This is a genomic window from Epilithonimonas hungarica (assembly GCF_900102265.1).
Lineage (GTDB): Bacteria > Bacteroidota > Bacteroidia > Flavobacteriales > Weeksellaceae > Epilithonimonas > Epilithonimonas hungarica.
Genome location: NZ_FNBH01000001.1, coordinates 685,668 through 705,333, shown reverse-complemented (window position 1 = coordinate 705,333; position 19,666 = coordinate 685,668). Strand labels below are relative to the sequence as shown.

Genomic DNA, 19,666 nt, shown 5'->3' with positions numbered 1-19,666 from the left:
AGTTGCGATCCGGACGGGACTCGAACCCGCGACCTCCGCCGTGACAGGGCGGCATTCTAACCAGCTGAACTACCGGATCTTTTGCCATAACTAAGATGATTACCCTTCGTTATTGTGGTTGCAAAAATACAACAATAATTTACATCTCCAAATTTTAAATAAAAAAAAACGCCCTTCAAGCAGAAAAGCGTTCATTTTCAATTATATTAATTTCTTATAGGTAAGCATTAAGCTTCTCAGCGATTACTTCTTTTGGTGCTACACCTACAATTTTATCTACAACTTCTCCATTTTTGAAAATTAAAACGGTAGGAATATTTCTGATTCCGTAATCCACAGAGATCTGCTGATTGTTATCAACATCCACTTTACCTACCAAAGCTTTACCCTCAAAGTCAGTTGCTACTTCTTCGATGATTGGCCCTAGCATTCTACAAGGCCCACACCAAGCTGCCCAAAAGTCAACTAAAACCGGTTTATCTGAATTTAATACTGTTTCCTGAAAGGATTGATCTGTAATTTCTACTGCCATGATTTCTTATTCTTAATTGTTTTATTAAACAAAATTACAAAATTTAATTTTTGTTTCTTCTGTGGATTATCTATGTAAACTATCAGCTTTTTCTATGACGAATTGTTTCCCTATTTCTTCTAACGCGCTCACAAGTGCATCGATATCAGACTTTTTCGTAAAGTGACTGAACGATACCCGCACCGGTGTGCAATTATCCAAATCATCTTCTGACAAAACCGACATCAAAACCATAGAGGGTTTCGAAGCTCCGGAACTGCAAGCACTTCCTTGGGAAATGGCAATCCCTTTCATATCCAACTGTAACCCGATCAAAGGGTTTTTATATGGAAGCAAAAGATTCAGAACAGTATATAAACTGCTGTCTTCTGCACTTCTTCCATTAAATTTAATTCCTGATATTTTTTCTTTCAATTGCTGAATTGCGTAATGCTTGATGTCAATAATATGGTTTTTGTAATCTTCCATTTTTTCTTGAGAAATTTCCCAAGCTTTTCCTAAACCTGCAATTCCTGTTACATTTTCTGTTCCTGCTCTCAAACTTCTTTCTTGAGGTCCACCTGTGATAATCCCCTTCAAACCTGATGATTTTCTTACAAATGCAAAACCAGCACCTTTTGGTCCGTGGAATTTATGAGCACTGCAAGAAGCAAAGTCTAAAGGAATTTTAGAAAAATCTAAATCCAGATGTGACATTGTCTGAACGGTATCAGAATGAAAAAGCGCATTATTTTCTTTACAAAGGTAGGCTACTTTTTCAATATCAAGAATATTTCCGATTTCGTTGTTGGCGTGCATTAGAGTTACCAAAGTCTTTTTATCAGATGATTTTAATGCTTCTTCTAATTTGTTCAAATCAAAATCGCCGTTGGAATCTGGTCTTAAGTAAACCAATTCTACACCTTTCAATTTCTTCATTTCGAGGCAGGTCTCGGCAACACATTTGTGTTCCAGAGCTGAAGTGATGATCCTTTCAACACCGAGATAATTCACAGCGGATTTGATGATCATATTATTGGATTCAGTCCCACAAGATGTGAAAACGATTTCTCCCGGAGTCACTTTCAAAGAATCTGCGATCTTTCGCCTTACTTCCTCCAAAATGGTCTTGGCCTCCTGTCCCAAGCTGTGCGTTGATGACGGATTGCCATAATTGAATTTTAAAACATTCACCATACAGTCTATCACCTCATCATCGAGAGGTGTAGTTGCTGCGTTATCCAGATAAATTCTTTCCATTTTTATACGATTAGAAGCCAGAAAAAAGGCTGAAAAATTAAAGCACTAAATTAGTGAAAAAATCGATAATGAGATTCATTTGCGAATTTGAACATTGCTTTGTCCCCGGAAGTGTCTCCAAATGCTATTGTTTTATCGAATTTCTTGTCTCCAATTTCAAGTTTAATTCGGTTGACTTTCTCTTCTTTGTTACAGTTTTTCCCTATAAATTTCCCTGTGAAAATATCATCTTTGAATTCTGCCTGTGTAGAAAGTAACTTCATATTGAATTTGTCAGCAAATGGTTTTACCCAAAGATCCAAAGATGCCGTAATAATATACGATTCTGTGTTTTGTCTATCTATATTATTAATGAAATCCAAAGCATTTTCCCTGAATAAGCTTGGATAATTTTCTTCAAAAAATTGTTGTGCTTTTTTTTCGATCTGATGTCTCGATTTGCCTTTAAGAATTGATGAAATAAAACTTTTCTTTACCGCTTCGGCATCAGCCAATTTTAGTTTCAACAATGCAAAAAGCGGAATATGTTTCAGGAATTGAACCGAGAATTTTGCAGGGTCATAAAACTTCAAAAACAAAAACATTGTGTCTTTGTAAGTTAAAGTTCCGTCAAAGTCGAATAGATATAATTTTTTCATAAGTGATAAAGTATAAATGATAAATGATTATATGCATCGTTTTCAACTAAATCGATTATCATTTATCAATCATCAACTATAGTTTGAGTTTCTTAAAAATAAACTCAGGGATATTTCTGATGATCAGCATAATAATTGCCCAGATTGGTAAAACGTAAGCCACGTCTTTTTTATTTTTATAAGCTTTATAAATTCCTTCAGCCGCTTTTTTCGGAGTTGCAGTCAAAACAGGATTTAGAGGTAAACCTTCCGTCATTTTGGTATTCATAAAGCCTGGTTTCACAGTCAAAACCTGGATCTTTTTATCGAACAAATAATTCCTCAGCCCACTCAAATAAGCTGTTAATCCTGCTTTTGCGCTTCCATAGATGAAATTGCTCTGTCTTCCTCTTTCGCCAGCGACTGATGATAAGACGATCATAGTTCCTGTTCTTTTGGATTCCATTTTTTTGGCAAAGAAATTAAGTACGGGAACTAATTTTGCGTAATTAATATCAATGATTCGGGCTGTATTTTCGTTGTCATAAAGCCCCTCTTCCGTTCCTAAACCGAGATAACCCGAAGCACAAAACAATAAATCGGAGTTGATGTTTTCCAAAGTTTTATAATCGATATCTTTCATCAGATCCAAAGGAATAATTTCGGAATGTTGGAGAAATTTCACATTGATATGACCTGCAAATTTCTCTGTCGTTTCTGGGTTAGAACTCAACAGATAAATTACAGGGAATTTTTCCCCTTTTGCCAAACATTCTTCTACAAATGCTTGTGCAACTTCGGAATTGGAACCAAGAACAATCATAATTATGAGTGATGAATTATTAGTTATTATTAGAATTAGTTATTACTAACAATTCTTTTATGCTGTAATGAAACGAATTTAGAAGAATCAACGTTTTGAAGATAATTAGTCAGAGAAGACTTACTCATACTATCTTTCGTCAAGTAAATTCTGCCTCCGAAATTTTCAACAATTGCATCCAATTGGTCAACCAATTTTTTCAATCCTTTGTTAACTTTAAAATCTAAAGCCAATGTGTAACCTTCTTTTGGAAATGAATTATAAGCTAATGGATTATCTTTCCCAAATAATTTCAGGACCGCCAAGAAAGAGCCGTTTCCGCTATTCGCGATAGTTTCCAAGATCTGTTTCATTCCTTCCTTTCCGTTTTCTTTCGGGATTACCATTTGATACTGGATAAATCCACTTTTACCGTAGATCTTGTTCCAATGATTAATGACATCCAAAGGGTAGAAAAATGTTTCGTAATCGATGAAATTATTAAGCTGTTTCTTTGTCTGTTTATTATAATATAGGAAATTGAAGATCTTAATAGTTAAGGCATTCAGAACAAATCCGGGAAAATAAAAAGGAACTGTCGGTTTGAATCTTTCCTTTAGTTTCAATGATTTTTTCTGAAGATTAGATGGTAATTCTGCTTTCAACGCATGTTCACCTCTCATCAAAATCGAGCGTCCCAGATTTTTTCCTTTTTGAAAACAATCAATCCAGGCAACATTATAGGTCCAATCTTCGCTTTCATCAAACAAACGGAAAACCTCATCCAGATTTTCAGCTTTGATGCTTTCTTGACGAATGTATGCCGATTCTATATTTTTCAGTTTGAATTTCGCTGACAAGATAATTCCCGTCAAACCCATTCCACCGATTGTTGCCCAGAACTTATCTGAGTTTTCTTCGCGGGAACAAGTAATGATCTCTGAGTTTTCATCCAATAATTTGAACTCAGTTACATATTCTGAAAAACAACCCTCAGCATGATGATTTTTACCGTGAACATCGGAAGCAATTGCGCCTCCAACCGAAACAAATTTGGTCCCGGGTGTCACGTAAAGAAAATAGCCCTGTGGAACAGAAACTTCTAAAACTTCTGAAAGAAGAACTCCGGACTCGCACTCGATAATTCCGTTGAGTCTATCAAAAGAAATAAATTTATTGAGCCTTTTTGTAGAGAAAATATGTTCACCCAGAGAAGCATCGCCATAGCAGCGTCCGTTTCCGCGAGCAATCACTTCATTATTTTCTCTAACAAATTGTTTGATCTTCGAAACAGAATCATCCGACCTCATTTCCTTTTCTACAATTGGGAAATTTCCCCAGTTAGTTACTTTCTGTACAAAATTCGGCTTCATCTTTAGGTTTTTAGTTATTTAAAATTGAACGCATTAATTCAACTTTAATATTTTGATTTTATTTCTTAAAATAGATCTGTAAAAGGAAAACAATTACCCAAAGGACAATTGTCACTTGTATATATCGGTCTTTGTAAACAATTTTTGTAGGTGACTCGGTTTTATTATAAACCAATGTCTGTTGCAGATACCTTAGAAATGCAAACACCACAAAAATTACCGTATAGAAAACTCTCGGATGAAATCTCGCCTGAACTTCTGGAGATAATGTAAACATCAAATAGCAGATAATCGCCAAAGTACAACTGATCGACAAAGCAATATCTGCAAACTGAACATTATAACCGTCCAAAGCTTTTCTGGTCTTTCCAGAAATCTGCGCATTGATCAACTCTCCTCGTCTCTTTCCTATTGCGAGAACTAATGCCAAAACAAAAGTCAGTAGAATCGCCCAGTTGGTAACAATAACTCCTGTAACGTAACCACCAGCTAGAACTCTTAGAACAAAACCAATGGCAATGATGCAGATATCAACGATCGCTACTTGTTTTAATTTGAATGTATAGAAAAGATTCATCACAAAATAAAATGCGATAATCACTCCGAATTTCCAAAAATTGGTGTGGAAAATATAATTTCCAATAAAAACTGATGATATTGATAAAAGAATCAAGAAGGCAAATAGAATTTTCGCACTTGTCTTGGGAACTGCTCCACTTGCTAATGGACGATGTTTTTTCTCCGGATGTTTTTTATCCGATTCTATATCAAAATAATCATTGATAATATAAATAGAACTCGCTGTAAACGAAAAAACTAAGAATGCGAAAATACTCTCATAAAAAAGATGTGTGTTGGTAATTTTACCTGAAAAAAATAAGGGAGCGAAAACAAATAAGTTCTTGACCCACTGTTCTACTCTTATTAATTTTAAATAGTTTTTCATCCAATGTTTATAATTCTACAAAAGTAGCATTAAAATAAAAAAACCGCAAATTGCGGTTTATTATTTATCTTAAAAGAATGATTATTAATTTGACTTAGCATCATTGATCATCTTTTCATTCGCAGTAATTGCAAACTCCACACGTCTGTTTTGAGCTCTTCCCGCATCAGTATCATTAGAAGCTATAGGACTAGACTTGCCTAAACCTTCTGTAAATAATCTTGAAGAAGAAATTCCGTTTGCTACAAAATAATTTTTCACAGCATCGGCTCTTTGTCCAGATATTTTCAAATTGACAGCATCGCTACCAATGCTATCAGTATGCCCATAGATATTGATATTGGTATCAGGATTATTTTTAAGAACCGTAACCAATTTATCTAAGTTTGTTTTTGCAAGAGTTGTTAAGTTAGATGAATTAAAATCAAAATTAACAGTATTCTCATGAAGTGTAACTTTGATACCTTCACCTACTCTTTCAACTTCTGCACCTGGCAAAACTTCTTTGATCTCTTTCGCTTGTTTGTCCATCTTGTTACCGATAACACCTCCGGCAACGCCACCAACAACACCACCTAAAACAGCTCCAAGAGGTGCATTACCACCTTTTCCAAGGTTATTTCCCAAAATCCCTCCAAGAACAGCTCCTGCAGCAGTACCAATTGCAGCACCTTTTTGCGTATTATTAGCATTTTGAACAGCCTCGCAACTTGTTAATAAAAGTGAAGCTGAGATAAAAAATGCAGCGATGTTTAATTTAGTTATTTTCATTATATGTATTTTAATATTATTTAGCTGTTCTTATAAAATTGTAACGTACATCCATCGGTGAACCATCAGCATTTACAGACTGAACCAATGTAAAACTATTTTCAGTCGGATTTTCAAGTTTTAACATATATCCGGCAGAAACTCGTTTTGCTTTTTCTCCTTCACCAACTTTTTTGATGGACACATTGCTATACTTATCAACACTAAAGGTAATAGCTTGAGTTCTCATCGGGCAATCTCCTCCTCCGTTCAGAGAATAAGTTCCTGTATAATTATTCGGGATCAATTTCCATGCACTACCAACGAAACAATTGATATCAGCACCTTCATCAAAAGGTTTTATTTTAAAGGATCTGTTGTAATCTACATTAGAAATCGTCCACTCTCCTTTTAGTTTCATAACTTCAGAACGCACTGTCTGCGCTTGACCTGCACTAACACTTCCATCAGAAGATGAAGTATTTTTTGTTGATGAACAAGAGGTCGCAAAAAATGCGATACCTAATATTCCTAAAATTAATTTTCTCATAGTTTTATATTTACTGCTAAGTTATTACAAAAAATTATGCCAAATGATAAAAAATAAAAAATCTGAGACAGTCTCAGATTTTTTATTTTGAATATTGATTTTATAACTTACTCTTATCTATTGCTTTATGCGTTTTTTTCTTAATTGGTTTTTTTACAGATTTGGAAGGTGCTTCTGCTTTGTAAAAATTCTTGTATGCATATTCCGCTGCCTTTGCTACATCTATCACACCATTGGATCTTGATAATTTATCAAATCCATTGGTTGCGCTTACATTTGTCGTTTTAACAAGAGATTCGATGATCTGTTCTGGTTTCAGATTTGGCATATAGGCCAACAAAACTGCCGCAGAACCGGCTACAACAGGAGAAGCCATTGAGGTTCCCTGAAGATATTCGTATTTCCCTTCTGGAACAGTTGAATAGATTTCCGAGCCTGGTGCAAAAACATCTACCATTTTTTCATCATAATTAGAGAAACTTGATTTCAAAGCGTTTGAATCATTTGTATTTGAACCAACAACGATCATATTATTAATGAAAGGTTTCTCGTCTGATGTAGATTTGAAATTAGTTGGAAAATACTGGTGTTCTGCAATATCTTCGTTTTCATTTCCTGCTGCTTTTACCAAAAGAACACCTTTGCTCTCTGCATATTTGAATGCATCCCAAACTACATTTTTACCCGGAGAAACAGGCTTTCCAAAACTCATATTAAGGATTTTCGCACCGTTGTCAACCGCATAGCGGATAGCATTTGCAACATCTTTGTCTCTTTCATCCCCATCAGGAACCGCTCTTACAGTCATAATTTTTGCAACTCTGGAAGCTACACCATACTGAGGTTCGGAACCGTTTGCCAGACCAGCAATAATTCCCGCAACGTGAGTTCCGTGTTTTGCGTCCGGACCTTCGTAGTGATTGTTTCCGTAGCTTTTCTCAGAATAATCATCGTAATTGTCTCCAACAATCTCTTTTCTAGGATCAAAATCCAGATTATAACCTTTCTCTGCTTGTGGCGTGAAATAGTCCAGTGCTTCTTTCATCTGAGCTTCCATATAAGTTTTAACTTCAGAAGCCGGTTTTCCTGCAACCTGAGGATCATTGGCAACCTGGGAAAGCACCTGCATTGCCATTGCCTCCTGCTGTGTTGATGGCTTTATCGTTGCTAAGTTCTCTTTCGTCAATGTTTTATCTCCCAACAATTTCACCATATCCGGGATAGAGTTGTTGATCATCGTGTACATCTGGACACTTTGTTTTGCTTCTTGACTTTTCTTGTTAAAAATCTCTTTGGACTTCATATACATTGCAAAATCGTCCGGCATTTTTGCCTGGTTCTCTTTATTTTTAGCAGAGTCCGGGCCTTCAAAAACAGATTGATATTTTTTCACGACTCTCGTCACTTCCATATTATCAACATCGATATCGCCGTTCTTACCTCCTAGGAAATTCCATCCGTGAACATCATCGATGTATCCGTTTCCGTCGTCATCTTTCCCGTTGTTAGGAATTTCGTTTGGGTTTGTCCACATATTTTTGATCAAGCCAGGGTGGTCCACCTCTACTCCGCTATCCAAAACCCCGACAACTACTGTTTTTGGTTTTAGACCTTTCGATTCTAAAAATTTGTATGCGTTTTGTGTATTAACTCCATAAACTTTTGTAGTAGCGTAATCCTTATGATACCAAGTTTTTTGGTCTTTGTCATCTTGCGGAGAAGCTGTCTGCGCCTGAATCAATCCAAATCCCGCATATAAAAAAGCTGCCGCTATCAATAATTTTTTCATATGTATATTATCTATTGTTTTTTACTTGCCATATGCAATCGTTTATTACATTAAAACTTATTTAGCTGCTCTACAACTAGCGATTTCATGTAAATAATTATTTATTTTTAATTAAAGAAAATCTAATTTGTAGAGTTTCTTGGCTATTAATCGAGTTTTATATTTTTGATATAAGTCAAACTTTCCGGGCCAATGTTACAAAGCAGATCCAGAATAGACAGATCTTTTATAAATCCGTTCTTGTCCGAAAAGCTCTGATAGTATTTTTCAAACTCGGATGGAGATTCGGATTTTGCGGAGAATTTCTCCCTGTAATCTTCTGCTTCCGGATTTTTGAAATATTCGTCGGTCAGCTCATATTTTTTTTCGGTCTTCAGAATATCAAGAATAATACCTAAAGCTTTGAGATTAAAATCTTTTAACGAAATGATCTGCTCTTCATATATTTTCTTGAGTTTATCTTCGTAATATTCGAAATAAGGAGTGCTTTGATAAGCTGTTTTGATAGACTTCCAATGGAGCTTCCGCCAGTCTTCTGCAAAAGAAACCTCGATGTCTTTAACTTCTCGTTTTCCCGTATGTTTTATCGGAATGATCAATGGTAATTTTCCATTAGCGCCATAGATCGCCGCTCGATTTCTGTAAGTCTGCTTTGGAAAGTTTTCGAATTGTTCAAATAAAACTTCGTTTTCTTCATCTAGAAAAACTGAGAACCATGAAACAGGTGGTAAATAGAATATTGGTAAAAGAACTTTTTTCATATTTATTTTTGATAACCCTTCTTTAATTATTCAAAATTTTAACACAAAGCACACTAAGTTTTTTACAACTAAATGTTTTAGGCTCACAAGGCACTTCGCTTATATAAGCTTTGAATTATTATTTGTGAATGTTAATTAAAAAAAACTTTGTCAAAGATAGTAATCTCTGACAAAGTGTTGAATCATTATTTCGGAGGACAAATCCCATAGCCCCGATAGGAACGGCATCCTTTTTTGTTATTGCGATTGTCAAAAATTTCAACAGATTGCTTCACGTTGTTCGCAATGACAAAAAAGAACTTATTTTAAATTAATCTTCTTCTTTTTTCTTTCCGAAAAGTTTGGCGAAGTAATCCCAACCGAAGAATAATACCAAAATAATAACGGCAACCCACCAATAGGACGTTTTGTTCGCTTCTCCCGTGTTGGTTGCCTTGAACATCCTGTCCCAACGGATCTTCTTGCCTGGTGCCTGATAAGTGGAACTAGCGTCGGAAAACAGTCCTTCTACACTCATCCAAGTGAACATCGGTCTTCCCACGATATTTTCCTCCGGAACAACTCCAAAGAACCTTGCATCCAAAGAGGCATCTCGGTTGTCACCGATCATCATATAATAATTCTGTTTGATGGTGTATTGATTGGTTTCTTGTCCGTTGATATAGATCTTCCCGTTTTTATTTTCCAGCTTATTGTGCTCATACTCGGAGATGATCCATTGATAGGTTGGCAAAGTTTCCTGATCTAGCTTTACAACGTAGCCTTTTTTCGGAATTCTAAGTGGGCCGTACCAATCCTGATTCCAAGGTTTGTTGATCGGGTAAATCGATTGTGTTGTATCTACATTTTTGGTGTATGCTGTTTTATCTGCATTCAGCTTGTATCTAACCCCTCCTTCTCCTTTTTCTTCAATCATTTCCTTCATTTCAACAACTTCCGGAAGCGCTTTGATCTCTTTTGCAGTCTGATCTGTCAAGCCTTGAAAAGCATATAAAAACCCTGTATTGGTCTGATTTTCCTGAACAGGAAGAAAACCGTAAGCTTTGTATAACTGAGGAATATTAAGCTGAGAACTAGTTGTCACCAGATAGCCGTGTTGCTGATACTCGTCTCCAAGAATTTTTTCAGGTGCATTATTCACAAATAATCTTCCGGCTCTGAACTCGATAACATCTCCAGGAATGCCAATACATCTTTTAACATATGGGTCTTTTCTATCGATTGCTGTATGAACTGAGTCTTGTGGATAATTGAAAACTACGATATCGTATCTTTTGATTTCATCATAACCAGGAATTCTGAAATATGGTAATTTAACCGCATCAACGTAAGATTTCGGGTCGTCTTTTGGATTTCCTTTTTGTCCTGTATCAAAAATAGTTCCTTGTAAAAACGGCAATGCAACAGGTCTCATTGGCATTCTGTAACCATAAGCCCACTTGTTAACAAAAAGAAAATCTCCCACTAACAAAGTTCTCTCCATTGAACCAGTTGGAATCCCAAATGGTTGTGTAATAAATGCGTGAATAATCGTTGCGAAAACTACCGCAAAAGTCACTGAACCCAAGAATGTTTCTTTCTTTTTGTTTTCTTCTTCCTCTTCTTCGGTCTCAATTTCCGGGTCTTTCCCGTAATTGACCGTTGCCATAAAAATGAAAGGTAGAATTACGGTTAAAACACCATTCAAAGCTCCTCTTTTTCCGAATTTTTTCATCAGGAACAAATGAAAAACAGACATCATGATAGGACCAACGATTGGCAGATATGATAAGATCGCCCACCATTTCGGATGTTTGATTTCTTTGAGAATAATCAGATAATTATAAAACGGAATGAAAGAAAGTAACGGGCTATACCCCATTTTCTTGAATAACTTCCAAGTTGTGAGCCCCATCAAAACACTGATAATGAGAACATAAACGGTATAAGTAATAATATAATTCATAAATATTTCATTTGGCTTCGGCTATTAGCCTTCAGCAATTTGGGTAATTAGTTTTTGATGTATTGTTTTTGTTACAGTTTTTTACAGACCTAGAACATCCTTCATAGAGAAAATACCTTTCTTATCAATAATCCATTCAGAGGCGATCACTGCTCCTAAAGCAAATCCGTTTCTGTTGAAAGCTGTATGTTTTATTTCTATTTCGTCAACTTCTGATCTGTAAAAAACACTGTGTGTACCAGGAACTTCATCCTCACGAATGGCAAAAATCCCCAATTCTTTATCCTTGGTCTCATCCAGTTTCCATGCCTCATATTTAGAATTTTCTATGATTCCTTCTGCAATGGAAATAGCGGTTCCACTTGGTGCATCCAATTTATGAATGTGATGAATTTCTTCTAACTGGCAAGTATATTCATTGACATTGCTCATCAGCTTGGCCAACTTTTCGTTGAGTGCAAAAAACAGATTCACGCCCAAACTAAAATTAGAACCATATAAAAATGCGCTATTATTTTCTAAAGTGACCTTCTCAATTTCCGTCTTTTTATCCAACCAACCCGTTGTTCCGCAAATCACTGGAATGTTGTTTTCCAAACAAACCTTAATATTTTCAAAAGCAGCTTCGGGATTCGAGAATTCAATGACAACGTCTGCATTGTTCAAAGACTCCGTGGTCGGTGTTTCTTTTAATCTGGCAACAATCTCGTGACCCCGGCTTTGTGCGACCTCATCAATGATCTTCCCCATTTTTCCGTAACCGACTAATGCTATTTTCATTTTAAATTTATAATTGAGATAATTTTTATTAGAATCTGAAGCTTAAGGTTAAACCTGCTTTTGCTTCACTTTTACTGAATTGGTCATTGATGACCGATGGAACAATTGCCAAGTCCGGATCGTGTCGTCCCTCATAAAGGTGAGCATCCACAACAGCATCCACAATATTAAGAATATAGATCAAGGCAGTTATTCCTATGGCATAGTCACGCTGTCTTTTGGATGTATCCTGTGCATTTCCCAAAACAGTTTTTGTAATACCATTGATATCTGAAAATTCATGCGGAAGACCATTGAGTTCTGCTACATAAGCATTCCTGTAACGTTTGTATTGTTTATCATTCCAAAGTGCGATACCAACTCCTGTCCCAACGGCTCCCCAAACCAAAGGAATTTTCCAATATTTTTTATTGTAGAACTGTCCCAATCCAGGCAGGACGGCAGAATATAGACCCGCTTTTGTAGGGCTTAATTTTGTAATTTTTGCAGGTGCATTTTTATCTTTGATATCTCCTAAAATCTGAGCTTCTCCTAATGGTTTTGCAGCAGGAATACTATCTTTCGGATGATTTTCCACACGTATCGTATCATTACGATTCACCTGTGAAAGAGCAAAACAAAAAGAAAAGAATAAGAAAATTGAAAGTATTTTTTTCATTTATCTAATATGAGCAAGAATGCTTTCCAGCTCTTCTTCATTTTTAAAATCAAGAACGATCTTTCCTTTTTTCCCATTTGCCGAAGTTTTGATCTCGACATTCACATTTAATATATCGGTTAGATTTTTCTGAGCTTTTTTTACATGATTGGGAACGATGGTCTGTTTTACAGACTTTTCTAATTCCTGAGAATTTTTCATCTGACTAGCCAACTGCTCGGATTGTCTTACATTAAGTTGGTCTTTGATGATCTTGTCAAACAAAGTCTGGCGTTTTTCATCAGAATCCAATCCCATGATTGCACGACCATGCCCCGCAGAGATCTGCCCACTTCTGATTCCGTTTTGGATATCCGGTGATAATTTCAAAAGACGGACACTATTAGTAATTGTACTTCTTTCTTTACCAACACGCTGACTTAAGTTTTCCTGGGTCATTCCAACCTCATCCAAAAGTCTCTGATAAGTCAAAGCCACTTCAATCGGGTCAAGGTCTTCTCTCTGGATATTTTCAACCAAAGCCATTTCCAACAATTCTTGGTCATTGACCAAACGGATATAGGCCGGAATAGATGTTAACCCAGCAATTTTGGAAGCGCGAAAACGTCTTTCCCCAGAAATGATCTCAAACTTGGCGCCATCTTTTCTAAGTGTTACTGGCTGTATAATTCCTAAGCTTTTGATTGATTCCGCTAGATCATTAAGTGCTTTTTCATCGAAAAAGGTTCTCGGCTGGTTGGGGTTCGGATAGATATCTTCAATTGGAACTTCAACAATGTTTCCCACCAAAGTTTTTGCGCCTTCGTCTGAAGCAGAATTGATATTCGTCTTGCTTTCTGCGTTCAGGATAGCTCCCAAACCACGTCCCATTGCTCTTGTTTTATCTCTCATTTTGTATAAATGATAATTAGTAAATGATAATCAATAAAATATTATTCCAAGAAAATCATTTTAATTCTTAATTAATTTTTCGTTCTTCAAAAGGACCTCTTCTGCCAGCTGAATATACTGGATCGCGCCTTTGCTTTCTGCATCATACTTCAGAATACTTTCTCCAAAACTTGGTGCTTCGCTAAGACGAACATTTCTACTAATGATCGTTTCGAAGACCATTTCAGGAAAATGTGAATTCACCTCTTCTACCACCTGATTTGACAACCTCAAACGACTGTCATACATTGTCAAAAGCAATCCTTCTATATCCAGGTCCTGATTGTGGATCTTCTGAACGTTTTTCACTGTATTCAGTAATTTTCCAAGACCTTCCAAAGCAAAATATTCGCACTGGATCGGAATGATCACAGAATCAGCAGCCGTCAAAGCATTGATGGTGATCAATCCTAAACTTGGCGCACAATCTATAATGATATAATCGTATTGATCTTTGATTGGCTTCAGCGCCTCCCGCATCATATATTCTCGGTTATCGCGGTCCACCAATTCTATCTCAGCTGCTACCAGATCGATATGCGAAGGGATAATATCTACGTTTGGCGAACTGGTCGGTAAAATGCATTTGGAAACTTCTACGCTATGTTCCAGCAAATTATATGTAGAAAAATTAACTTCCTCTACCCCCAAACCAGAAGTTGCATTAGCCTGTGGATCTGCATCTATCAAAAGAATTCTCTTTTCTAAAACACCTAGAGCTGATGCCAGATTAACAGCAGTTGTTGTTTTCCCAACACCTCCTTTCTGATTTGCAACACCAATGATTTTTCCCATAAATATTAATTTAATCCTCAAAAATACAATTTTTTAGCACTTAGAAAGTTTTGAAAATCCTAACCAGCCGTTAAAGTATTGTTAATTAACGAGTTGTTAAATAAAAAAATTATCCACATTTCCTTTGAAAATGTGGATAATTATAAAACCTTAAAGTATATGTAATCAATATAACATTGACTATCAATCTATTCTATCCTCATAGAAATTGGCATTCTGAATGAAGATCTTACAGCTTTGCCATTCAGTTGTGCAGGTGTCCATTTTGTTTTGATGGATTTCACAGTTCTCTCAGCTTCTTTATTAAAATCAGCATTTTGCCCATTGATTTTTATATTGGAAATACTGCCATCCCTTTCCACAACAAATGTAATTACTCCAGAAACGACACCCGTATGATCAATAGACTCTGTATCAAAAGTTTGAGAAACTTTTTGACGGAATGCATCTATCCCTCCTTTGAAATCCGCTGCAACATCGACTTCAGATGTGGATCTTACTATATCAGGATTTTCCAACACGGGAGCAACTGAGATTGTCGTAGTAGTGGGTGGTCCCGGGATTGAAATTGGAGGAGTAACTGGAATTGTTGTTTCTTCACCTGACTTAGTTTCTGGACCGATCGCTGCACCCTTCATTTCCTCAGTAGTAGGAATAGGTTTTTCTTCAACAACATTTCTTGTAGGATTTGGAACAGTTATATTAACGGTTTTGATATTTGGTGGAACAAAAGCCGTAGGTGTTGGCTTTTTAATGTCGGGATTATCTACATCTTTAAATTCAATAACTACAGGAGGTGGTACATCCCTAATTATAGTTTCATTCTTAAATGTTGAAATAATCAATGGAACAACTGATAAAGAGGCAAAAAAGGCGACTCCTATCAATACAGACTTTGTTAACTGATTAGAATACTCATTTCTAAGAACATAGGCACCATAAGCTTTATTTCTATTGGAGAAAACGATTTCGTCCAAGTTGTCCTTCCCGAAGATAGCTGATAGATTTTTCATAACTGATAAATAAATTTAAATTAAACGATTGTTAATATTTTTTATAATTAAATGAAAACCCATCAAATAACATTCCATTTTACAAGCTAAAAATCAAACAAATTATGAAATACATAAATATTACCTAATCTTGATATAATAATTATTAAACTTGTATGAAAATAATATGTAATTTGATGTGATGAAAATTAAATTGTTTCTATGTCTTCTTTGGAGTTTCTGGATCAGCGCTCAGGAAGGTTTTGTTTTGGAAAATACAGACAAAACCGTCATCAAATTCAAACTGATCAACAACCTCATCTTCATTCCTATGACCATAAATGGGGTGGAACTTAATTTCATGTTAGATTCCGGAATAGCAGAAACTTTACTTTTTAGCCTGGAAAATAAGGAAGTGGATTTTAAAAACATCGAAAAAATCACCTTCAAAGGCCTGGGGGAAACCGTGAGTGTTGAAGCTTTAAAATCGATAAGAAACAACATCAGAATTGGGGAACATTTTATCGATAGATCACATACCGTTTTTATCGTTTTGGATGAAGACTTCAATGTTTCCCAAGATATCGGCGTCCCTGTGAATGGAATCATTGGTTATTATTTTTTCAGGAATCATCCTATAGAGATCAATTATCTGAAGAAAACCATTACAGTCTACAAAGACAGCTCCAAGTTCCCGAAAAGAATAAAAAGATATTCGGAATTCCCGATGAGCGTGGAAATGAACAAGCCTTACATGTTCGCCGATGTGGAAATGAAACATGAAAAACAGAACTCCAAGCTTCTACTCGACCTTGGAAACACAGATTCTGTTTGGCTTTTCCCTGCTCTGATAAAAGATTTCATCTACAATCGTCCTAATATCGATGATTTTCTAGGTCGAGGTTTCAGCGGCGATATTTTCGGGAAAAGGAGCAGGATCAACTCTTTGTCGATTGGGAATTTCAAACTCAACAAACCGATCGCATCCATGCCAGATGAATTTTCTATCCAGCATTTGAAATTGGTAAAAGACAGAAAAGGTTCTATTGGATCGGAAATCCTAAGACGATTTTCTGTGATCTTCGATTATTCCGGAAGGAAAATTTATTTTAAAGCCAACCAACATTTAGACGACCCTTTCCTCATAGACGGAAGCGGACTGGAAATAAAACAAGATGGACTGGTGTGGGAAAAAGAACAGGTCCAAGTACAAACTGCGAAAAAGAATTCCGCTGGCAATGAGGTCAATGTTCTCGATAACAGTAATAATTTCCAATACAAATTCACACTAAAACCGGTCTTTATAGTTTCCGGAACAAGAAAAGACTCACCTGCACAAAAAGCCGGAATTTTGAAAAATGACGAATTGGTAAGCATTGATAATAAATCATCCAAAGAAATGACATTGAGCAAAATACACGCTATACTAAAAACCAATGTAAGCAAAAAAGTAAAACTGGAAATCAAAAGGAACGGATTGCCCATGAAAATTGATTTTACCCTGGAAGACCCAATTCCATATATTGAGGAATGAGAATTGATAAAATATAATCGATAAATGACCCATTTATGAGCGAGACATTGAACAGCATACGAAACAGGCCGAGGTTCAAGCTATACACCGATCTTTCCCTGGAAGAATATGAATCTAATTTGAAAAACTATTTGGACAACAATAAAGACCGGTTCTATGGAAATATTAATAAGGAAGTAGCAACAATCTTCGTAAGAACCAAAGAGGAAAGCTATTGGAAACCTAATCTGGCCTTAAGGATTGAAAAAGAAGATGATACGACGGTCATACGAGGGATTTTTGGGCCAAGTCCTGCGGTATGGACATTTTTCATGTTCTTATATTTTCTTTTCACAGTAGCGTGGATGACATTTTTCACTTTGTATTATGTGGAAAAACAGATCAATTCCAATAATTATCCATGGGCATTACCAGCCTCTTTTGCCGTTTTGGTATTAATTGGCCTTACTTATTTCGCTGCAAGATTTGGACAGTTGAAAGCCAAAGATGAGATGGGAGAATTAAGGAAATTTGCAGAGGAATCCACTTTTCATACTGAGAAAAAAATCAATTCCTGATTTTTCGGGCTTCGATAAAATGTTTGAATTTTAAACCGATTTTCATTAATAAGTACTGAAATGGTTTCTGTTTCTTATAATATTTTCCAATAAAAATATCCATTGCCCCAAAAAACCTATTGAGATAGAGCTGGTTTTTCACAGTACTTTCGCCTTTGTAGTGCAGGATAGAATACTTTCCGTAATAGAAATTCTTGTAACCTTTTCTAAGTATAGTATAACAAAGATCGATATCTTCCCCATACATAAAATAACGTTCATCGAATCCTCCAACTTCCTGATATACAGACTTTTTAATAAGAAGATTAGCTCCTGTCATTACAGTAACTTCCGCAATACCAAACTCATCGACATCGTTTCTATAATAAGTTTTGGAGTCATCCCGAAGTTTTGTGAATAATTTTTCAAAAGAATTGATCAATGCAGGAACCGACCTTTTACTTTCCGGCAGGAACTCTCCTTTGGCATTATGCATCCTAAGTCCAATAGCTCCAATATTTTTTTGACTGTCAGCAAAATCCAGTATCTCTTTAAAATAATCACCTTCTATTTCCGTATCAGGATTCAAGATATAGACATATTCGCCTTTTGCTGCTTTTACACCAATATTATTCGCTTTTGAAAAACCTAGATTTTCTTTCGATTCGATAAAATTTACATTGGGAAATTCTGTGATGAGCTCTTTCCATTTAGCATCTGGAGAAGCATTATCGACAACAATGATCTCATATTCAAACCCTTGGAAATATTTTTGAATGGAAAGGATGCAGTTTTTTAAAAGATCACTGACTTGGTAATGAACAATAATAACACTCAGTTTCATAGGCCTGCTTCGTTATATGATGTTCTATTGATAATGGACCTGCCAAGAGAGATCTCATCGGCATATTCCAGCTCATCACCTACAGCTATTCCGCGGGCAATATTAGAAAACATGACGTCCTGATCTTTAAATTTTTTATAAATGTAATAGGCAGTAGTTTCTCCTTCCATTGTGGAACTTAACGCAAAAATTACCTCTTTTATTGTATGTGATTTTATTTTTCTTTCCAAACTATCAATTCTTAGTTGATTTGGACCGATACCTTCCATTGGAGAGATCTTTCCTCCCAAAACCAGATATCGCCCTTTATATTTTCCTGTATTTTCAATCGCCATCACGTCTCTTACATCCTCTACAACGCAAAGCAACTCTGCGTTCCTTTTATCATCATTACAAATATCACAAATTTCCTGGTCAGAAAAATTATGACATTCTTTGCAATATTTGATATCTGTGACGAGACCTTGTATAGCTGCGCCCAAAGAAATACCCTGGGAAGAGGGCTGACGAAGCAGATGTAATGCTAATCTAAGTGCTGAACGTCTACCAATTCCCGGCAAGCCAGCAATCTCTTCTATTGCTTTTGATAATACTTTACTTGGATAATCCATTATTTAGAAACAAGATTCTAGATATAAGAACCGAGATAGGATCTTTAATTTTTATTAATTTTTTCGTAGGTCTGGAAACAGAAGTCGTAATTGTTTTTGTCATCCTTGGCATGACATACCTCTTCTATTTTTCGCCAGAACCTGGGACTTATTGTTGGAAAAAAAGTATCCGCTTCGACTTCTGCATCCACCTGTGTTATCTCTAACCTATCGGCAAACTCCATGGTCTGCTTGTAAATCTCGCCACCACCGATAATAAAAATATCTTCGTTGATCTTTTTAGCAAACTTAAGAGCTTCTTTTAGTGTAGAAACAATCAGAACACCTTCCTGAAACCAATCCTCTTTTCTGCTTACCACAATATTGGTACGATTTGGTAGAGGTTTGCCGATACTCTCATAGGTCTTCCTTCCCATGATCACCGGATGATTCTCTGTCAAAGTTTTAAAATGCTTCAGATCTTTTGGAAGATGCCAAAGTAACTGGTTGTCCTTTCCTAGGGTATTATTTTTTCCTATAGCTGCAATTATCGTGGTCATAACATTACAAATCTACATTATTCTGCTTAATTAAGAAAAATTTATGAGACCTTAGTTTTCATAATTTCGTATTTTTGGGCATTATTCATAAATAATCAACCTTTCCAAAAGGATTATAAAATCATAATCTGGAAATAAAATAG

At 35.9% G+C, this 19,666-nt stretch carries 21 protein-coding genes and 1 tRNA gene; 2 read left to right on the top strand and 20 right to left on the bottom strand.

Going from position 1 to position 19,666, the window contains the following annotated elements:
- Window positions 1-5: 5 nt before the first annotated feature.
- From BLT30_RS03350 to BLT30_RS03270, 17 genes are all read right to left on the bottom strand, one after another.
- Window positions 6-79, bottom strand: a tRNA-Asp gene (locus tag BLT30_RS03350).
- Window positions 80-214: 135 nt separating this feature from the next.
- Window positions 215-532, bottom strand: a complete 318-nt coding sequence (gene trxA, locus BLT30_RS03345) for a thioredoxin (RefSeq protein WP_027384703.1) — start codon at window positions 530-532, stop codon at window positions 215-217.
- A gap of 66 nt (window positions 533-598) precedes the next feature.
- Window positions 599-1,771 carry a cysteine desulfurase family protein gene (locus BLT30_RS03340; RefSeq protein ID WP_089871386.1) on the bottom strand — a complete coding sequence of 391 codons (1,173 nt, stop codon included), beginning with the start codon at window positions 1,769-1,771 and terminating at the stop codon, window positions 599-601.
- 50 nt (window positions 1,772-1,821) lie between these two features.
- Window positions 1,822-2,409: an HAD family hydrolase gene (locus BLT30_RS03335; RefSeq protein WP_089871384.1), complete on the bottom strand. Its 588-nt coding sequence runs from the start codon at window positions 2,407-2,409 to the stop codon at window positions 1,822-1,824.
- A 76-nt stretch (window positions 2,410-2,485) separates the two neighbouring features.
- Window positions 2,486-3,211 (bottom strand): SDR family NAD(P)-dependent oxidoreductase, encoded by a 726-nt coding sequence (locus BLT30_RS03330; RefSeq protein ID WP_089871382.1) that lies wholly within the window; start codon window positions 3,209-3,211, stop codon window positions 2,486-2,488.
- A 35-nt stretch (window positions 3,212-3,246) separates the two neighbouring features.
- On the bottom strand, window positions 3,247-4,563 hold the full coding sequence (locus BLT30_RS03325) for an FAD-binding oxidoreductase (protein ID WP_089871381.1): 1,317 nt from the start codon (window positions 4,561-4,563) through the stop codon (window positions 3,247-3,249).
- 58 nt (window positions 4,564-4,621) lie between these two features.
- Window positions 4,622-5,509 (bottom strand): decaprenyl-phosphate phosphoribosyltransferase, encoded by an 888-nt coding sequence (locus tag BLT30_RS03320; RefSeq protein ID WP_089871379.1) that lies wholly within the window; start codon window positions 5,507-5,509, stop codon window positions 4,622-4,624.
- A gap of 84 nt (window positions 5,510-5,593) precedes the next feature.
- Window positions 5,594-6,280, bottom strand: a complete 687-nt coding sequence (locus BLT30_RS03315) for a YiaD family glycine zipper/OmpA-like lipoprotein (protein WP_089871377.1) — start codon at window positions 6,278-6,280, stop codon at window positions 5,594-5,596.
- 16 nt (window positions 6,281-6,296) lie between these two features.
- Complete coding sequence (locus tag BLT30_RS03310; RefSeq protein ID WP_089871375.1) at window positions 6,297-6,809, bottom strand: lipocalin family protein; 513 nt, start codon at window positions 6,807-6,809, stop codon at window positions 6,297-6,299.
- A gap of 100 nt (window positions 6,810-6,909) precedes the next feature.
- Window positions 6,910-8,598, bottom strand: coding sequence for a S8 family serine peptidase (locus tag BLT30_RS03305; protein WP_089871373.1), 1,689 nt, complete (start codon window positions 8,596-8,598; stop codon window positions 6,910-6,912).
- Between the two features lie 146 nt (window positions 8,599-8,744).
- On the bottom strand, window positions 8,745-9,359 hold the full coding sequence (locus BLT30_RS03300; protein ID WP_089871371.1) for a WbqC family protein: 615 nt from the start codon (window positions 9,357-9,359) through the stop codon (window positions 8,745-8,747).
- Window positions 9,360-9,669: 310 nt separating this feature from the next.
- Complete coding sequence (gene lepB, locus BLT30_RS03295; protein ID WP_089871369.1) at window positions 9,670-11,304, bottom strand: signal peptidase I; 1,635 nt, start codon at window positions 11,302-11,304, stop codon at window positions 9,670-9,672.
- An 81-nt stretch (window positions 11,305-11,385) separates the two neighbouring features.
- Window positions 11,386-12,084, bottom strand: coding sequence for a 4-hydroxy-tetrahydrodipicolinate reductase (gene dapB / locus BLT30_RS03290; protein WP_089871368.1), 699 nt, complete (start codon window positions 12,082-12,084; stop codon window positions 11,386-11,388).
- A 28-nt stretch (window positions 12,085-12,112) separates the two neighbouring features.
- Complete coding sequence (locus BLT30_RS03285) at window positions 12,113-12,742, bottom strand: DUF5683 domain-containing protein (protein ID WP_089871366.1); 630 nt, start codon at window positions 12,740-12,742, stop codon at window positions 12,113-12,115.
- Complete coding sequence (locus tag BLT30_RS03280) at window positions 12,743-13,633, bottom strand: ParB/RepB/Spo0J family partition protein (protein WP_089871365.1); 891 nt, start codon at window positions 13,631-13,633, stop codon at window positions 12,743-12,745.
- Window positions 13,634-13,693: 60 nt separating this feature from the next.
- Window positions 13,694-14,467: a ParA family protein gene (locus BLT30_RS03275; protein ID WP_089871363.1), complete on the bottom strand. Its 774-nt coding sequence runs from the start codon at window positions 14,465-14,467 to the stop codon at window positions 13,694-13,696.
- A gap of 188 nt (window positions 14,468-14,655) precedes the next feature.
- Window positions 14,656-15,480: an energy transducer TonB gene (locus BLT30_RS03270; protein ID WP_089871362.1), complete on the bottom strand. Its 825-nt coding sequence runs from the start codon at window positions 15,478-15,480 to the stop codon at window positions 14,656-14,658.
- Between the two features lie 181 nt (window positions 15,481-15,661).
- On the opposite strand from BLT30_RS03270, the gene BLT30_RS03265 reads away from it, so the two are divergent.
- Both BLT30_RS03265 and BLT30_RS03260 read left to right on the top strand, forming a co-directional pair.
- Window positions 15,662-16,993, top strand: a complete 1,332-nt coding sequence (locus BLT30_RS03265; protein WP_089871360.1) for an aspartyl protease family protein — start codon at window positions 15,662-15,664, stop codon at window positions 16,991-16,993.
- A gap of 35 nt (window positions 16,994-17,028) precedes the next feature.
- Window positions 17,029-17,550 (top strand): hypothetical protein, encoded by a 522-nt coding sequence (locus tag BLT30_RS03260; protein WP_089871358.1) that lies wholly within the window; start codon window positions 17,029-17,031, stop codon window positions 17,548-17,550.
- Here the strand turns inward: BLT30_RS03260 and BLT30_RS03255 are convergent.
- Genes BLT30_RS03255 through BLT30_RS03245 form a run of 3 tightly spaced genes read right to left on the bottom strand, consistent with a single transcriptional unit; the run spans window position 17,540 to window position 19,523 of the window.
- Window positions 17,540-18,373, bottom strand: a complete 834-nt coding sequence (locus BLT30_RS03255; RefSeq protein ID WP_089871357.1) for a glycosyltransferase family 2 protein — start codon at window positions 18,371-18,373, stop codon at window positions 17,540-17,542. The genes BLT30_RS03260 and BLT30_RS03255 overlap by 11 nt on opposite strands.
- On the bottom strand, window positions 18,370-18,984 hold the full coding sequence (recR, locus tag BLT30_RS03250; protein WP_089871355.1) for a recombination mediator RecR: 615 nt from the start codon (window positions 18,982-18,984) through the stop codon (window positions 18,370-18,372). Before recR ends, BLT30_RS03255 begins: the two co-directional genes overlap by 4 nt.
- Before the next feature lie 44 nt (window positions 18,985-19,028).
- Window positions 19,029-19,523 carry a dihydrofolate reductase gene (locus BLT30_RS03245; RefSeq protein WP_089871353.1) on the bottom strand — a complete coding sequence of 165 codons (495 nt, stop codon included), beginning with the start codon at window positions 19,521-19,523 and terminating at the stop codon, window positions 19,029-19,031.
- Window positions 19,524-19,666 lie beyond the last annotated feature (143 nt).

Bases quoted from the DNA above. Each gene is read 5' to 3' on its own strand.
- BLT30_RS03255 (WP_089871357.1), bottom strand. From the start codon at position 18,373: ATGAAACTGAGTGTTATTATTGTTCATTACCAAGTCAGTGATCTTTTA.
- BLT30_RS03325 (WP_089871381.1), bottom strand. From the start codon at position 4,563: ATGAAGCCGAATTTTGTACAGAAAGTAACTAACTGGGGAAATTTCCCA.
- lepB (WP_089871369.1), bottom strand. From the start codon at position 11,304: ATGAATTATATTATTACTTATACCGTTTATGTTCTCATTATCAGTGTT.
- trxA (WP_027384703.1), bottom strand. From the start codon at position 532: ATGGCAGTAGAAATTACAGATCAATCCTTTCAGGAAACAGTATTAAAT.
- BLT30_RS03330 (WP_089871382.1), bottom strand. From the start codon at position 3,211: ATGATTGTTCTTGGTTCCAATTCCGAAGTTGCACAAGCATTTGTAGAA.
- BLT30_RS03280 (WP_089871365.1), bottom strand. From the start codon at position 13,633: ATGAGAGATAAAACAAGAGCAATGGGACGTGGTTTGGGAGCTATCCTG.
- dapB (WP_089871368.1), bottom strand. From the start codon at position 12,084: ATGAAAATAGCATTAGTCGGTTACGGAAAAATGGGGAAGATCATTGAT.
- BLT30_RS03270 (WP_089871362.1), bottom strand. From the start codon at position 15,480: ATGAAAAATCTATCAGCTATCTTCGGGAAGGACAACTTGGACGAAATC.
- BLT30_RS03245 (WP_089871353.1), bottom strand. From the start codon at position 19,523: ATGACCACGATAATTGCAGCTATAGGAAAAAATAATACCCTAGGAAAG.
- BLT30_RS03265 (WP_089871360.1), top strand. From the start codon at position 15,662: ATGAAAATTAAATTGTTTCTATGTCTTCTTTGGAGTTTCTGGATCAGC.
- BLT30_RS03340 (WP_089871386.1), bottom strand. From the start codon at position 1,771: ATGGAAAGAATTTATCTGGATAACGCAGCAACTACACCTCTCGATGAT.
- BLT30_RS03315 (WP_089871377.1), bottom strand. From the start codon at position 6,280: ATGAAAATAACTAAATTAAACATCGCTGCATTTTTTATCTCAGCTTCA.
- BLT30_RS03285 (WP_089871366.1), bottom strand. From the start codon at position 12,742: ATGAAAAAAATACTTTCAATTTTCTTATTCTTTTCTTTTTGTTTTGCT.
- BLT30_RS03320 (WP_089871379.1), bottom strand. From the start codon at position 5,509: ATGAAAAACTATTTAAAATTAATAAGAGTAGAACAGTGGGTCAAGAAC.
- BLT30_RS03335 (WP_089871384.1), bottom strand. From the start codon at position 2,409: ATGAAAAAATTATATCTATTCGACTTTGACGGAACTTTAACTTACAAA.
- BLT30_RS03275 (WP_089871363.1), bottom strand. From the start codon at position 14,467: ATGGGAAAAATCATTGGTGTTGCAAATCAGAAAGGAGGTGTTGGGAAA.
- BLT30_RS03300 (WP_089871371.1), bottom strand. From the start codon at position 9,359: ATGAAAAAAGTTCTTTTACCAATATTCTATTTACCACCTGTTTCATGG.
- recR (WP_089871355.1), bottom strand. From the start codon at position 18,984: ATGGATTATCCAAGTAAAGTATTATCAAAAGCAATAGAAGAGATTGCT.
- BLT30_RS03260 (WP_089871358.1), top strand. From the start codon at position 17,029: ATGAGCGAGACATTGAACAGCATACGAAACAGGCCGAGGTTCAAGCTA.
- BLT30_RS03310 (WP_089871375.1), bottom strand. From the start codon at position 6,809: ATGAGAAAATTAATTTTAGGAATATTAGGTATCGCATTTTTTGCGACC.
- BLT30_RS03305 (WP_089871373.1), bottom strand. From the start codon at position 8,598: ATGAAAAAATTATTGATAGCGGCAGCTTTTTTATATGCGGGATTTGGA.